Raw genomic sequence first — 14,291 nt, 5'->3', positions numbered from 1 at the left:
GCGGGACGGCCGCTTCCCGCCCGCCTGGAAGCGGGAGCGGATGACGTGGATCAAGCCCTCGTTCCTGTGGATGATGTACCGCTGCGGCTGGGCCACCAAGGCCGACCAGGAGACCGTGCTGGCCGTCGAGATCACCCGTGAGGGCTTCGACCGGGCCCTGCGCGAGGCCTGCCTCTCCCACTACGAGCCGGGCGTGCACGCGGACCGGGCCGCCTGGAAGGCGTCCCTGCGCGAGGCGCCCGCCCGGGTCCAGTGGGACCCGGAGCGCGACCTGCACCTGAACCCGCTGCCGTACCGCTCGCTCCAGCTGGGCCTGTCCGGCTCGGCCTCGCGCGCGTACGCCGACGAGTGGACGGTCTCGATCCGCGACGTGACCCCGCTGGCCCGGCAGATCCACGGCCTGCTCCGGTCCGGCGAAGCCGAGGCGGCCCGCGCCCTGCTCCCGGTGGAGACGCCCTACCCGTCGGGCCCGCTGGGGCACCTCCGTACGGAAGCGGCGGTCAGTCCCGGATGAGGAGGACGACGAATCCCGCGACGACGCCCAGCAGCAGGGCGAGCCAGGAGTAACGGGGCCGCGACTCGCGCAGCACCGGGAGGTAGTGGTCGGCGGAGAAGCGGCCCGGGCCGGTGAGGGTGAGGGCGACGGCCCCGGCGAAGAGGAGCACCTCGAGTTCCACGCCCTTGGGCGGGAAGTAGGCGCTCAGGCCGCGGAGGTCGAGGACGTTGATGAAGATGCCGGTCAGGGCGGCGCCGGCGAGCGGGGTGAGCAGGCCGAGGGCGAGTCCGAGGCCGCCCAGGGTCTCGGACAGTCCGGCGATGACGGCCATGGCGTCGCCGGCGGGATAGCCGGCCATCGTGAAGCCCTTGCCGGTCGCGGTGAGGCCGGGGCCGCCGAACCACCCGAAGAGCTTCATGGTGCCGTGGCCGACCATGCTGAGGCCGACGACGAGCCGGAGCACGAGCAGGCCGATGTCGTGGGTGGCGGTGGTGAGGGGGACAGGGGCCGAGCTGGCACGCAAGAGCGCGCGGTCCCGTCGTTCTTGCGTCATCAGCGTCCGTTCTTGCGTCGCCTGGCAGCGACGGCCACCGTATGACGCCCGTCGGCGATGACCCGGCCGCAACGTCGCCGGTTCCCGTCGACGACCCGTTCGGCCGCAGGCCCGCCACCGGCCCGCTCACCTGGCCGCGTAGTCGATCAGCCCCGGGTCGAACGGCCACACCTCGCGGAGCCACCCCTGCACGGCCTCGTACACGGTTGCGTCCAGCGGCGCCCGGTCGGCGCGCACCCACGAGCTGACGTGGATCCGGCCGGGCGCCTCCTTGGCCGGGTAGATGTACAGGCACCCGATGACGTCGTCGCCGTCCAGCACGCTGTACGTGAATCCGGTCCGGGCCTCGAAGTCCCGCGCATGGCGCACCAGGTCGGCCCGGTTGGCCTCCGCGGACATGCCCTCCAGCGGCGGCCAGTTCCTCCCGTGGAACCCCGGCGTGGCCCGGACGTGCGCGATGCTCCCGCTCCAGGCGGCGAGGTCGCGCTCGTTGTGCCGCTCGCCGAGCGGCTCCAGCCGGAAGCCGTCCGCCTCGAAGGTCTGCGGCACTTCGAAGTCGGCTGGCACGAGGGTCTGCTGACCATGGTTCATGCCCGGACCGTACGTGCCCGCGCCGCCAGCGTCAGCAGCTTTTCCACCGGCCACTGGTCGTCGACGTGTTCCCCGTACGACCGGGCGAGGACCGTCCCGTCGGGCGCGATCAGGAAGTCCGCGGGCAGCCCGAGCCGCCCGCCGGCCTGGGTCCGCGACGGCGCCTTCTGCCGCCCCCGCAGCAGTTCGACCGCGCCGAGGGCGATCCCCCGCAGTACCGGCCCCCAGGCGCGCGGGCTCAGCAGGGAGCGGTAGGACGACTCGACGCCGAACTCCGCGTACAGCCGCTTGTCCGGGTCGGCGATCACCGCGAACGGCAGTCCGGCCACGTGCTCGCGCAGCTCGTCGGCGCCGGAGTGGAAGACCACGACCTCGCGGATGCCGGCCGCCTCGATCTCCGTGTGCCGCCGCACCACCGAGCGCAGGTGCAGATGGCAGACGGGGCAGCCGGCGAACCGGCGGAACTGGAGGTGGACCAGCCGCTCGGGGTCCGGGACGGCGACGGACGAGCCGTCCGTGACGGCGGTGAGGACGCGGGTGCGGACGAGGGAACCGGTGTCGAGCTGCACGAGGACCTCCACAAGGTCACGGGCGACGAGGCCACGGGCGACGGGGCCACGAGGACCCTCCCGTAGGCGTATGCCGTACACCTAACAGCGTAGGCGTATGTCGTACGCTGTCAACCACCATGCCGCGCCCCCGCTCGCTCACCCAGGACCAACTGGCCGCCGCAGCCCTCGCCGTGATCGACCGTGAGGGACTCCCGGGGCTGTCCATGCGCGCCGTCGCCGTCGAACTCGGCATCAGCACCATGGCCCTGTACCGGTACGTCCAGGACCGCGGGGAACTCGAAGCCCTCGTCGTCGAACTCGTCCTCAGCGCCGTCGACAGCACCCCGCCGCCCCCGTCCGCCGGGCCCTGGCGGGCACGGGTCACGCTCCTCGTCGACCGGCTGCGGGACACCGTCGGCGCGCACCCCGCCGTCCTGCCGCTCACCTTCAGCCACCGGCACCGCTCCCCCGGCGTGCTGCGCTGGGGCGAGAGCGTCCTCGGGGTGCTCAGCGAGGCCGGGCTGGGGGCCCAGGAGCGGATCATCGCCCTGCGCGCGCTGCTCGCCTACGTGATCGGCGCGATCCAGCAGGAACACCTCGGCGCCCTCTCCGGCGCGGGCACCGCCGCCATCGCCGACCTCCCGGCGGACGCGTTCCCGTACCTGACCGAAGCCGCCCGCGGCGCCCGCTCCCTCACCCCGGACCGGGAGTTCCACGGCGGCCTCGCCCTGCTCCTCGCCGGCCTGGACGGGGCCTAGGCTCCCGCCCGGCCGGGGCCTGGGCTCGCGTCCGCCCGGGGGCCGGGATCCCGCCCGGGGCTGCGCGTACGGGACCGGCGGCGGTCCCGCGCGCCGAGAACCCCCCGGGCCGCCCGGCGATACGGCAGACTGGAGGTTTGGCCGCCCGCGCCCGGGCGGCCGTCTCACCGCCGGAAAGGGACGCGCGTGAACGGACCGCTCATCGTCCAGAGCGACAAGACCCTCCTGCTCGAGGTCGACCACGAGCTCGCCGGAGCCGCGCGCCGCGCCATCGCTCCGTTCGCCGAGCTGGAACGGGCCCCCGAGCACATCCACACCTACCGGATCACCCCGCTCGGCCTGTGGAACGCCCGGGCCGCCGGGCACGACGCCGAGCAGGTCGTCGACGCGCTCGTCGAGTACTCCCGCTACCCCGTCCCGCATGCCCTGCTCGTCGACGTGGCCGAGACCATGGCGCGCTACGGCCGCCTCACCCTCTCCAAGCACCCCGTGCACGGCCTGGTCCTGACCAGCACCGACCGTCCCGTGCTGGAGGAGATCCTGCGGTCCAAGCGGATCACCCCGCTCGTCGGTGCGCGGCTCGACGCCGACACCGTGGCCGTGCACCCCTCCGAGCGCGGGCAGATCAAGCAGACGCTGCTCAAGCTGGGCTGGCCGGCCGAGGACCTCGCCGGCTACGTGGACGGCGAGGCGCACGCGATCGAACTGGCCGAGGACGGCTGGGCGCTGCGCCCGTACCAGCAGCAGGCCGTCGAGGGCTTCTGGCACGGCGGCTCCGGCGTGGTCGTGCTGCCCTGCGGCGCCGGCAAGACGCTGGTCGGCGCCGGGGCCATGGCGATGGCCAAGGCGACCACGCTGATCCTGGTCACGAACACCGTCTCGGCCCGCCAGTGGAAGCACGAGCTGGTCAAGCGGACCTCGCTGACGGAGGAGGAGATCGGCGAGTACTCCGGCACCCGCAAGGAGATCCGGCCCGTCACGATCGCCACCTACCAGGTCCTGACGACCAAGCGGAAGGGTGTCTACCCGCACCTGGAGCTCTTCGACTCCCGGGACTGGGGCCTGATCGTCTACGACGAGGTGCACCTGCTGCCCGCGCCGGTCTTCAAGTTCACCGCCGACCTGCAGGCCCGCCGCCGGCTCGGCCTGACGGCCACCCTCGTGCGCGAGGACGGGCGGGAGTCGGACGTCTTCTCGCTCATCGGACCGAAGCGGTTCGACGCGCCGTGGAAGGAGATCGAGGCGCAGGGCTACATCGCGCCGGCGGACTGCGTCGAGGTCCGCGTGAACCTCACGGAGTCGGAGCGGCTCGCGTACGCGACCGCCGAGACGGAGGAAAAGTACCGCTTCTGCGCGACGACGGCGACGAAGCGGAAGGTCACGGAGGCGCTGGTGCGCAAGCACCAGGGCGAACAGACCCTCGTCATCGGCCAGTACATCGACCAGCTCGACGAGCTCGGCGAGCACCTGGACGCCCCCGTGATCAAGGGCGAGACCTCCAACGCGCAGCGCGAGAAGCTCTTCAACGCCTTCCGCGAGGGCGAGATCAGCGTGCTGGTCGTGTCGAAGGTCGCGAACTTCTCCATCGACCTGCCGGAGGCGACGGTCGCCATCCAGGTGTCGGGCACCTTCGGCTCGCGCCAGGAGGAGGCGCAGCGCCTGGGCCGCGTCCTGCGGCCGAAGGCGGACGGCCACGAGGCACGCTTCTACTCGGTCGTCGCGCGCGACACGATCGACCAGGACTTCGCGGCCCACCGCCAGCGCTTCCTGGCCGAACAGGGCTACGCCTACCGGATCATGGACGCCGACGAGCTGCTGGCGAGCGACTGACGGAGAGGGTCGCCGGGCGACCGTCTCGCGGGCCCGCGGTGGCCGGGGCGCGGGCGGCGGCGATCAGCAGGGCCAGCAGGGGGACGCACCAGACCCACAGGGCCGGCCAGCCCGGTAGCGGGGCGCGGGCGGCGGCGGGCAGCTGCCGGGTCCAGAACGCGGCCGAGTCCTGCGGGAGGACCAGGAGCCCGAGCAGCGCGGTACCGGCGAGGGCGGCCAGCGCGGTCAGCCCGGCCCGGACGCGGCGGGTCGCCAGCAGGTACGGGACGAAGGCCGCCGGGACGAGGGTGATCCCGGCGGCGACGCCCAGCGCGAAGCCCTTGCCGAGCGCGCCGGCCGGCCGGCCGAGGTCCCACAGGACCAGGCAGGCGAGCGCCAGGTTGATCTGGCCGGGGAGCGGCGCCTGGAACAGCGGTCCCAGCCACAGCCCGGCGACGCTCGCGGCCAGGACGGGCCCGGGCCTGGCCGCCAGTCCCGCGAGGCGCCAGGACAGGCTGATCAGCAGGGCGAGCAGGCCCGCGTCACCGAGGACGAGGACGGCCTTCAGCACGGCGGCGGGCAGCCAGGCGGCCGGTGTGAACAGGATCGCCGCGAACGGCGGGTACACGGTGGACGGACGCCACTCGGCGGCACAGAACCCGTCGACGAGGGCATCGGCCACCGGAACGCGCAGGGCGATGCCGAGCACGCCCAGCACGAGCAGCGATCCCGTCGCCAGCACTCCGGCAAAGGGCAACGGTAAGCGGCTCTGGGCAGGGCTCCGGTTCACGCGCGTGACCCTAGTGGATCACCCAACCCCCCACACCGCACCCCCGGTCCACGCCGCCGGCCCCGCCGCCGGGGGCGGCGCAGCAGCGGCCCGGCGGGTCCCGGCAGGGCCTGCGCTCAGCGGCGTATGACGCCCGCGTCCTCGGCGTATTCGCCGAGGACGACGACGCTCACGGCGGCCGCCGCGAAGATCTTGGCTGCCTGCAGCGCGCGGCCGAGGGGACGGCGCGGGCGGGCGTCGGAGAGGGAGGTGGCGCCGCGCGGGCGGCCACCCTGGACCGGGGTGAAGGTTGCGGTGCTCATGTGTCCATGGTGCTTTTCCGCCACGCGGCTCACATCGCTCTGGGGGCGTAACCCGGGGCCCCGCGGCCTCCTCCTCCCGGCCCATGCCGGCCCCTAGGGACCTCCCTGAGGTATGACACTCCCCGGTATGACACCCGTACGGCGGTCCCGTGCGGGAGTACTCGAATTCGTTCGCGCCGCCGCGCCGCCGTGGTTAGAATCTCCGCTCTTGCCAGCCTCCCACCGCCTCATCGGGGAGAGCCGCCCCCCGGCCGGAACCGGCGGGTTTCTGTTCCGTACCAGCAGCTGGAGGCCTTCCCGTGCCCGCGCACGCCCCCGAGTCCGACCCGCTCGCCCGCGAACGGGCCCACCTCTCCGCCTCGCGCTCCGCCCTGCGCGCCATGCGGGAGGACGTCGAGGCCCTCGACATCCGCGACGTCACCGCGAACTGGGTCAACGCGATCGTCCTGCAGGCCCAGATCGACGACCGCATCAAGGCCCTCGCCGACCTCTCCCACACCCCCCTCTTCTTCGGCCGCCTCAACTACCTCCACGCACCCGGCGCCGAGCTCGCCGAAGGCGCGGAGGGCGAGCAGTTCTACATCGGCCGCCGCCACGTCCACGACGCCGACGGCGATCCGATGGTCATCGACTGGCGCGCGCCCGTCTCCCAGCCGTTCTACCGGGCCTCCAAGACCGACCCCCAGGACATCGCGCTGCGCAGGCGCTTCGGTTACACCGGCGGTGAGCTGACGGCGTACGAGGACGAGCACCTGTCCGACCCCGCCGAGGCCGCCGCCGTCAGCAAGCTGCTCCAGCAGGAGATCGAGCGCCCGCGCGTCGGCCCCATGCGGGACATCGTCGCGACGATCCAGCCCGAGCAGGACGAGATCGTCCGCTCCGGGCTCTCCGGCTCCGTCTGCGTGCAGGGCGGCCCCGGCACCGGGAAGACCGCCGTCGGCCTGCACCGCGTCGCGTACCTCCTCTACGCGCACCGCGACCGCCTCGCCCGCACGGGCACGCTCGTCATCGGGCCGAACCGTTCCTTCCTGCACTACATCGAGCAGGTCCTGCCGGCGCTGGGCGAGCTGGAGGTCAAGCAGGCCACGGTCGACGACCTGGTCGCCCGCGAGGGTCTGGAGGTAGGCGGCACGGACGCCGCCGAAACCGCCGTGGTCAAGGGCGACGCCCGGATGGCGGAGGTGCTGCGCCGCGCGCTCGTCTCGCACGTCAGCGCGCCGACCGAGCCCCTGATGGTGGTGCGCGGTTCGCGCCGCTGGCGGGTGCCCGCGTACGAGATCGCCGAGATGGTCGAGGAGCTGCAGAACCGCGACATCCGCTACGGTGCGGCCCGGGACGCGCTGCCGCAGCGGATCGCGCACGCGGTGCTCGTACGGATGGAGCAGGCGGGCGAGGCACCGGACGACCGCGTGCAGGACGCGGTGGCCCGCAACGCGGCGGTGAAGGCCGCGGTCAAGGCGGTCTGGCCGCCGGTCGAGCCGGCGAAGCTGGTCCTGCGCCTCCTGTCCGACCCCGACTTCCTCGCGCTGCACGCGGCGGACGTCCTCACCGCGGACGAGCAGAAGCTGCTCCTGTGGCCGAAGCCGTTCCGGAGCGTGAAGTCGGCGAAGTGGTCGGCGGCGGACCTGGTGCTGATCGACGAGGCCGCCGACCTGGTGGAGCGGACGCATTCGCTGGGCCACGTCGTGGTCGACGAGGCCCAGGACCTGTCGCCGATGCAGTACCGGGCGGTGGGCCGGCGCTGCACGACGGGCTCGGCGACGGTCCTCGGCGACCTCGCGCAGGGCACCACCCCCTGGGCCACGCGCAGCTGGGACGAGGCCCTGACCCACCTGGGCAAGCCGCAGGCCGTGCTGGAGGAGCTGACGGCGGGCTTCCGCGTACCGCGCGAGGTGATCGCGTACGCCTCCCGCCTGCTGCCGTCGATCTCCCCGGGGCTGGCCCCGGTCTCCTCGGTCCGCGAGACCCCGGGCTCGCTGCTGATCTCGCAGAGCTCGGACCTGACGGCGGACGTGGTGGCGGCCTGCCGCGCGTCCCTCGCCCACGAGGGGTCGATCGGCCTGATCGCGGCGGACGCGCGGATCCCCGTGCTGGCGGAGGCCCTGCTCGCGGCGGGCCTGCCGTACCTGTCGCCGGGCGAGGAGACCACGGCCGAGTCGCGGCTGACCCTGGTCCCCGCCTCCCTGGCGAAGGGTCTGGAGTACGACTACGTGGTCCTGGACGAGCCCGCGGCCATCGTCGACGGCGAACCGGACGAACGCACGGGCCTGCGCCGCCTGTACGTCTGCCTCACCCGAGCCGTCTCGGGCCTGACGGCCCTCCACGCGGCCCCCCTCCCGACCGCCCTGTCCTGACCCACGGCTCCGAGCACCGGGGCTCCGCCCTGACCGCAGGCCCGCTCCTCACCGCCCGGCCCTGACCTGCGGCCGCACTCCTGGGGCTCCGCCCCGGACCCCGCGCCTCAAACGCCGGCGAGGCTGGATTCGCCGGCGATCGAGGCGCGGGCGCGGAGCGCCGCAGGGGGTTCGGGGCGGAGTCCCGGTTCGATCAGGTCAGGGCCGAGCGCCATTCGGCGACGGCCTCGGCGGAGACCGGGCGGCCCCACCCGGAGGGACGGGCCGCGCCGCCGATGTGGAACGCGTCGAGGCCGGCCGAGCGCAGCACCGGCAGGTGCGAGAGGGTCAGCCCGCCGCCGACCAGCATCCGCGCCCCGTACCCCGGCTCGCCCCGCCGCGCCGCCTCGGCGACCAGCACCGGCAGTCCCTCGTCGACCCCGGCCGCCGAGCCGGCCGTCAGGTACGTGTCCAGCCCGGGCAGGTCGGCCAGGGCCTTGCGCAGCTGGTCCCGGTCGGCCGCGCGGTCGATCGCCCGGTGGAAGGTCCAGCGGCAGCCGTCCAGCTCCGCCACGACCGCCTCGACGGCGGCCAGGTCGGGGGTGCCGTCCGGGTTCAGGAAGCCGAGGACGAACTCCTGCGCGCCCTCCGCCCGCAGCTCCCGCGCCGCGCGGACCAGTACGGAGACGTCGCCCGCCGCGAAGCCGTCCGTCTTGCGGAGCATCACGCGCAGCGGGATGTCGACCGCCGCCCTGATCGCCGCGAAGGTCTCGCGCGGCGGGGTGAGCCCGTCGGCGGCCATGTCGGTGACCAGTTCGAGTCGGTCCGCCCCACCGGCCTGGGCCGCGATCGCGTCCTCCGCGTCGAGGGCGATCACCTCCAGGAGCGCACGCTTGCTCATTCGTTGCCGTCCTTCGTCCGGTATGAAAAATAGGTCTAGTCCAATATCCAGGGTACGGGCCTCCACCCGCGCTTCACCAGCACAATCACGCCACCCCCACAATGTGCCCATGGACACAGGCACCCAGCACCGTGAGACCCCCGGTGGCTCCGGCCCCGACACCGCGGCCCTCCAGGCCCGTTGGCGGGCGACCGCCACCGCCGCCGGCGCCTCCGCCGACCGCGATCCCGCCCCCTACGCCGAGCGCCTGCTCGCCGCCTGGGCGGAGCCGCAGCGCCGGTACCACACCACCGCGCACCTGGCCGACGTACTCGCGCGGATCGACGTACTGGCTCCGCACGCCGCCGACCTCGCCGCCGTGCAGCTCGCCGCCTGGTTCCACGACGCCGTCTACCGTCCCGACCGCTCCGAGAACGAGGAGCGCAGCGCCGCCCTGGCCGAGCGCGCCCTCCCCGAGCTCGGCATAGGCGCCGCCCGCACCGCCGAGGTGGCCCGGCTGGTCCGGCTCACCGTCACCCACCACCCCGCCCCCGGCGACACCGACGGCGAGGTGCTCTGCGACGCCGACCTGGCCGTCCTGGCCGGCGCCCCGGAGGCCTACGCCGCCTACGTGGCCGCCGTGCGCGCCGAGTACGGGTTCGTCCCGGACGAGGCCTTCCGCACCGGCCGCGCCGCGGTGCTGCGCCAGCTGCTCGGCCTGCCCCGGCTCTTCCGCACGCCCTACGGCGCCACGCACTGGGAGGCCCCGGCCCGCGCCAACCTCGCCGCCGAGCTCGCCGCACTCGACGGCCCAGGTGCCCCCGGCGCCTCCGACGCCCCCGACACCTCCGACACCTCCGACACCTCCGGGGGAATTTGATCGCGTTCGCGACGGTTGGTGTCAGTCATGCCCGCAGATGCCGCACGCCCCCGCATGCCCGTCGCCGTCTACATCCTCGGACTGTCCGTCTTCGCGCTCGGCACCAGCGAATTCATGCTCTCCGGCCTGTTGCCGCCCATCGCGGAGGACATGGACGTCACCATCCCGCAGGCGGGCCTGCTCATATCCGCCTTCGCGATCGGCATGGTCGTCGGGGCCCCGCTGCTGGCCGTGGCCACCCTGCGGCTGCCGCGCCGCACCACCCTGATCGCCCTCATCAGCCTCTTCGGCCTCGGGCAGGTCGCGGGCGCGCTGGCCCCCTCCTACGAGCTCCTCTTCGCCTCCCGCGTGGTCTCGGCGTTCGCATGCGCCGGCTTCTGGGCCGTCGGCGCGGCCGTGGCCATCGCCATGGTCGACCGGGACCAGCGGGCCCGCGCGATGGCCGTCATGATCGGCGGGCTGTCCATCGCCAACGTCCTCGGCGTCCCCGCCGGCGCCTTCCTCGGCGAGCACCTGGGCTGGCGCTCCGCGTTCTGGTCGGTCGGCGCGGCCTCCGCGGTCGCCCTCGCCGGCATCCTGGCGCTGATCCCGAAGATCCCGCTGCCCGCCGAGAAGCCCTCGCTCGGGCGCGAGCTGCGGATCTACCGCGACCGGCAGGTGTGGCTGTCCATCGCCGTCACGGCGCTGGCCGCGGGCGGCGTCTTCTGCGCGTTCAGCTACCTGTCACCCCTGCTCACGGACGTGGCCGGGCTGGACTCCCGGTGGGTCCCCTGGGTCCTCGCCCTCTTCGGCATCGGCGCGCTGGCCGGCACCACCGTCGGCGGGCGGATCGCCGACGCGCACCTGTTCGGCGTGATGATCTGGGGCATCACCGCCTCGACCGCCTTCCTCGTCGTGCTCGCCCTGCTGGCCTCGGTCCAGGTCGCGGCGGTCGCGCTCGCCTTCCTGATCGGCTTCTCGGCCTTCTTCACCGCCCCGGCGCTCAACGCCCGCATGTTCAACGTGGCCGGCGCCGCCCCGACCCTGGCCGGCGCCACCACCACGGCCGCCTTCAACCTCGGAAACACCGGCGGCCCCTGGCTCGGCGGCACCGTCATCGACGCGGGCCTGGGCTTCGCCGCCACCGCCTGGGCGGGCGCCGCCATGACGGTCACCGCGATCGGCCTGGCCGTGATCGCCCTGCGCCTGGACCGCCGTACGCCGCCCCACCCGACCCGGGTGGTGGCCTCGGGGAGCCCGGCCGCGGGCCGCGCCGAGGAGCCCGCGGGGGCCCCGGCGGGCGCCTGACCGGGGGCCGGGCCCGGGCCCGCCTCCCGGCCCCCGGTCGCCGCCCCGCAACCGGCTTCCTACGATGAGATGGTCCGCTCGGGGATCTGGGGACCGCTCGGGGACGTGCGTCAGAGGTGATCCTCCATGGCCCGGTACCGGACGCCCACCGTCTTGGCCGCCGCCTCCCTCCTGCTGACCGCGCTGTGCGCGGGGCAGGCCCCGGCGGCCGCCCCGCCGGGCCGGGTGGACATCGACCCCGTGATCGCCGAGAAACTCGACGACGCGATCACCGCGGTCATGCGCGAGGCGGGGATCCCCGGCGTGGGCGTGGGCCTGTGGATCGACGGCAACGACTCCTACGTCCGCGCCTTCGGCACCTCCGACAAGGCCACCGGCATCCCCATCAAGACCGACATGCACACCCGCATCGGCAGCGTCACCAAGACCTTCACCATCACCGCCGTCCTCCAGCTCGTCGACGACGGGAGGGTACGCCTCGACGCGCCCGTGTCGACGTACCTCGACGGGGTGCCCGGCGGCGACGAGATCACCGTCCGGCAGCTCGCCGAGATGCGCAGCGGTCTGTACAACTACACCGAGGACCCGCGCTGGCTGGCCACTTTCAAGGCCGACCCGTACCGGTCCTGGACCCCGCAGGAGCTGCTGGACATCGCCTTCCGGCACCCCGCCGACTTCCCGCCGGGTGCGCGCTGGGAGTACTCGAACACCAACACCGTCCTGCTCGGCCTGCTCGTGGAGAAGATCAGCGGTCAGCCGCTGCACAGCTACCTGGAACAGAACGTCTTCGAGCCTGCCGACCTGGACGCGACCTCGCTGCCGACCGGCGCCGACATTGCCGGCCCGTTCGTGCACGGCTACACGAACTTCACCCCGGACGGCGCAACCGTCGACGCATCCCGCTGGAACCCCTCCTGGGGCTGGGCGGCCGGCGCGATGATCTCCACCATCGACGACCTGCACTCCTGGGTCCCGACCCTGGTCAGCGGGAAGCTGCCCGACGGCGACCGCCTGCTGGAGCCGGGCACCCAGGCCCAGAGGCTGCGCATGCTGCCCACCGGTCACGCCGACGTGCGCTACGGACTCGGCATCGCCGAGCTCGACGGCTGGATCGGCCACAACGGCGAGCTGCCCGGCTACGAGACCGTCGCCGTCCGGCTCCCGCAGGCCCGCGCGACCCTGGTGATCGTGGTGAACTCCGACGTCGACGGGAAGTTCGGCAGCCTGAGTTCCCTCGTCGCCAACACGGTCACCAAGATCGTGACCCCGGAGCACGTCTGGTCGCTCCCGCCGGAGGCCCAGCCCAACGCCGTTCCGGAGCCGTCGGCCCCACCCGCGTCCCCGGAGCCCAGCTCCTAGACCGTGTCCGCGGCCGGCGCCGGACGGCCCTTGGGGCGGCGCAGCCCCGCCGCCGTGAGCCGGCGGACGAGCTCCTTGCTGCCGATCTCCACCGCGCCCGCGCCGACCGCGTCCGCGTACCGGTACGAGGGCACGTCGTAGTGGTCCCGCTCGAAGGCCCTCGGCGGACAGCCGATCCCCGCCGCGAAGGCGTGCAGCTCCTCGTACGAGACGTCGCTGACGAGGTGGGACCACATGCGGCCGTGGCCCGGCCAGGTCGGCGGGTCGATGTAGACGGTCACGGGCGGCTCACCGGAGACCGAAGACGGGGCCCAGGCCGCCGACCGCGGCCACTTTCACGCCCGCCTCCGAGCACACCCAGTGCGGGTCGGGTCCGAGTTCCGGTTCCACGTCGAGCGCGTGCGGATCGCCGTGGGCGCAGACCGGGCACAGCGGCCAGCGGCCGTACTTCTCCAGCAGCGCGTCCTGCACGTCCTGGGCGACGAGTCCGGCGAGATAGTCGACCCCCTCCGGCCACTGCTCCACCCACCAACGGCGGTGCGTGACCGAGTCCTCGACGAGGGAGACGACATCGGCATCGGCGACCTCGCCGGCGGCGAGATCGGCGAGAACAAGTGCACGGGCGACGTGCAGCGCCTGTTCCAAGGGGGTCGCGTGGTCCATGGGCCCATTGTGGCCCCGCGGGGGCCCGGTGACGAAGGGCCTCTTTCCGGAGGCCGTATGGCGTATTGACGCCCACCACCCCCGAAAATAGCTTTCAGGTGTGAGCGAGAACACGAAAGAAACTTTCAGCCGTACGCAGACCGCGCCCGCGCCAGCCCCGGCGCCCTCCGCCCTACGGGCCCGGGTCCGGAGCCTCGCTCCGTCCATGACGCGCTCCGTGCAGGCCGTCGCCGAGGCCGTCGCCAGCGATCCCGCCGGGTGCGCGCGGCTCACCGTCTCCGGCCTCGCCGCGCACACCGGCACCAGCGAGGCCACCGTCGTCCGCGCCGCCCGCCTCCTCGGCTACCCCGGCTACCGCGACCTGCGTCTCGCGCTCGCCGCCCTCGCCGCGCAGCAGGAGTCCGGCGCCGCCCCGGCCGTCACCGTCGACATAGCCGTCGACGACCCGCTCGCCGACGTCGTCGCCAAGCTGGCCCACGAGGAGGCGCAGACCCTCACCGACACCGCCGCCGGACTCGACCTGGCCCAGCTGGCCGCCGCCGTCACCGCCCTCGCCACCGCCCGCCGCATCGACGTCTACGGCGTCGGCGCCTCCGCCCTCGTCGGCCAGGACCTCGCCCAGAAGCTGCTGCGCATCGGGCTCGTCGCCCACGCCCACAGCGACCCCCACCTGGCCGTCACCGGCGCCGTCCAGCTGGGCCCCGGCGACGTCGCCGTCGCGATCACCCACTCCGGTTCCACCGGCGACGTGATCGAGCCGCTCCGCGTCGCCTTCGAGCGCGGCGCCACCACCCTCGCCCTCACCGGCCGCCCCAACGCCCCCGTCGCCCACTACGCCGACCTCGTACTGGCCACCTCCGCCGCCCGCGAGACCCAGCTGCGCCCGGCCGCCATGTCCAGCCGGACCAGTCAGCTGCTCGTCGTCGACTGCCTCTTCGTCGGCGTGGCCCAGCGCACCTACGAAACCGCCGCACCCGCCCTCACCGCCTCCTACGAGGCCCTGGCCCACCGCCACACGACCCGCTGACCCCTCCAGCCC

16 protein-coding genes are annotated in these 14,291 nt (G+C 73.9%); 8 read left to right on the top strand and 8 right to left on the bottom strand.

The window, feature by feature from the left end:
* On the top strand, positions 1–514 hold a 514-nt coding region (locus PV721_RS32775), incomplete at its 5' end, for a DUF4291 domain-containing protein (RefSeq protein ID WP_319730767.1).
* Here the strand turns inward: PV721_RS32775 and PV721_RS32770 are convergent.
* The 3 genes from PV721_RS32770 to PV721_RS32760 form a co-directional block, all read right to left on the bottom strand.
* Positions 501–1,049, bottom strand: coding sequence for a DoxX family protein (locus tag PV721_RS32770; protein ID WP_319730765.1), 549 nt, complete (start codon positions 1,047–1,049; stop codon positions 501–503). The genes PV721_RS32775 and PV721_RS32770 overlap by 14 nt on opposite strands.
* 126 nt (positions 1,050–1,175) lie before the next feature.
* Entirely contained in the window at positions 1,176–1,640 is a 465-nt protein-coding gene (locus PV721_RS32765) for an N-acetyltransferase (RefSeq protein WP_319730763.1), read from the bottom strand.
* Positions 1,637–2,209 carry a peroxiredoxin-like family protein gene (locus tag PV721_RS32760; protein ID WP_319730761.1) on the bottom strand — a complete coding sequence of 191 codons (573 nt, stop codon included), beginning with the start codon at positions 2,207–2,209 and terminating at the stop codon, positions 1,637–1,639. The genes PV721_RS32765 and PV721_RS32760 overlap by 4 nt, the downstream gene beginning before the upstream one ends.
* Before the next feature lie 119 nt (positions 2,210–2,328).
* Between PV721_RS32760 and PV721_RS32755 the strand changes: the two genes are divergently transcribed.
* On the top strand, positions 2,329–2,949 hold the full coding sequence (locus PV721_RS32755) for a TetR/AcrR family transcriptional regulator (RefSeq protein ID WP_319730759.1): 621 nt from the start codon (positions 2,329–2,331) through the stop codon (positions 2,947–2,949).
* A gap of 186 nt (positions 2,950–3,135) precedes the next feature.
* Positions 3,136–4,779: a DNA repair helicase XPB gene (locus PV721_RS32750; RefSeq protein ID WP_319730758.1), complete on the top strand. Its 1,644-nt coding sequence runs from the start codon at positions 3,136–3,138 to the stop codon at positions 4,777–4,779.
* On the opposite strand, the gene PV721_RS32745 is transcribed toward PV721_RS32750, so the two are convergent.
* Positions 4,745–5,500, bottom strand: coding sequence for a glycosyltransferase family 87 protein (locus PV721_RS32745; RefSeq protein WP_319730757.1), 756 nt, complete (start codon positions 5,498–5,500; stop codon positions 4,745–4,747). The genes PV721_RS32750 and PV721_RS32745 overlap by 35 nt on opposite strands.
* A gap of 164 nt (positions 5,501–5,664) precedes the next feature.
* Positions 5,665–5,850, bottom strand: coding sequence for a hypothetical protein (locus PV721_RS32740; protein WP_319730756.1), 186 nt, complete (start codon positions 5,848–5,850; stop codon positions 5,665–5,667).
* Between the two features lie 380 nt (positions 5,851–6,230).
* Here PV721_RS32740 and PV721_RS32735 point away from each other — a divergent pair, with 380 nt between their 5' ends.
* Positions 6,231–8,204, top strand: a complete 1,974-nt coding sequence (locus PV721_RS32735) for a HelD family protein (RefSeq protein WP_416371230.1) — start codon at positions 6,231–6,233, stop codon at positions 8,202–8,204.
* Positions 8,205–8,397: 193 nt separating this feature from the next.
* Here PV721_RS32735 and PV721_RS32730 read toward each other — a convergent pair whose 3' ends face one another.
* A complete protein-coding gene (locus PV721_RS32730; protein WP_319730751.1) occupies positions 8,398–9,084 on the bottom strand; it encodes a copper homeostasis protein CutC in 687 nt (228 codons plus the stop codon).
* 109 nt (positions 9,085–9,193) lie between these two features.
* Between PV721_RS32730 and PV721_RS32725 the strand changes: the two genes are divergently transcribed.
* From PV721_RS32725 to PV721_RS32715, 3 genes are all read left to right on the top strand, one after another.
* Positions 9,194–9,943, top strand: coding sequence for a hypothetical protein (locus PV721_RS32725; protein ID WP_319730749.1), 750 nt, complete (start codon positions 9,194–9,196; stop codon positions 9,941–9,943).
* 54 nt (positions 9,944–9,997) lie between these two features.
* Positions 9,998–11,230, top strand: a complete 1,233-nt coding sequence (locus tag PV721_RS32720; RefSeq protein ID WP_319730769.1) for a Cmx/CmrA family chloramphenicol efflux MFS transporter — start codon at positions 9,998–10,000, stop codon at positions 11,228–11,230.
* Positions 11,231–11,356: 126 nt separating this feature from the next.
* Positions 11,357–12,589 carry a serine hydrolase domain-containing protein gene (locus PV721_RS32715; protein WP_319730747.1) on the top strand — a complete coding sequence of 411 codons (1,233 nt, stop codon included), beginning with the start codon at positions 11,357–11,359 and terminating at the stop codon, positions 12,587–12,589.
* Here the strand turns inward: PV721_RS32715 and PV721_RS32710 are convergent.
* Entirely contained in the window at positions 12,586–12,870 is a 285-nt protein-coding gene (locus PV721_RS32710) for a DUF4031 domain-containing protein (RefSeq protein WP_319730745.1), read from the bottom strand. The genes PV721_RS32715 and PV721_RS32710 overlap by 4 nt on opposite strands.
* Before the next feature lie 7 nt (positions 12,871–12,877).
* Positions 12,878–13,252, bottom strand: a complete 375-nt coding sequence (locus PV721_RS32705; RefSeq protein WP_319730743.1) for a hypothetical protein — start codon at positions 13,250–13,252, stop codon at positions 12,878–12,880.
* Between the two features lie 100 nt (positions 13,253–13,352).
* On the opposite strand from PV721_RS32705, the gene PV721_RS32700 reads away from it, so the two are divergent.
* Positions 13,353–14,279 carry a MurR/RpiR family transcriptional regulator gene (locus PV721_RS32700; protein WP_319730741.1) on the top strand — a complete coding sequence of 309 codons (927 nt, stop codon included), beginning with the start codon at positions 13,353–13,355 and terminating at the stop codon, positions 14,277–14,279.
* Positions 14,280–14,291: the final 12 nt, after the last annotated feature.

The sequence above is a fragment of the Streptomyces sp. MB09-01 genome, from assembly GCF_033794505.1.
In the GTDB taxonomy this organism is placed as follows: domain Bacteria; phylum Actinomycetota; class Actinomycetes; order Streptomycetales; family Streptomycetaceae; genus Streptomyces.
This window is presented reverse-complemented; position numbering and strand designations above follow the sequence as displayed.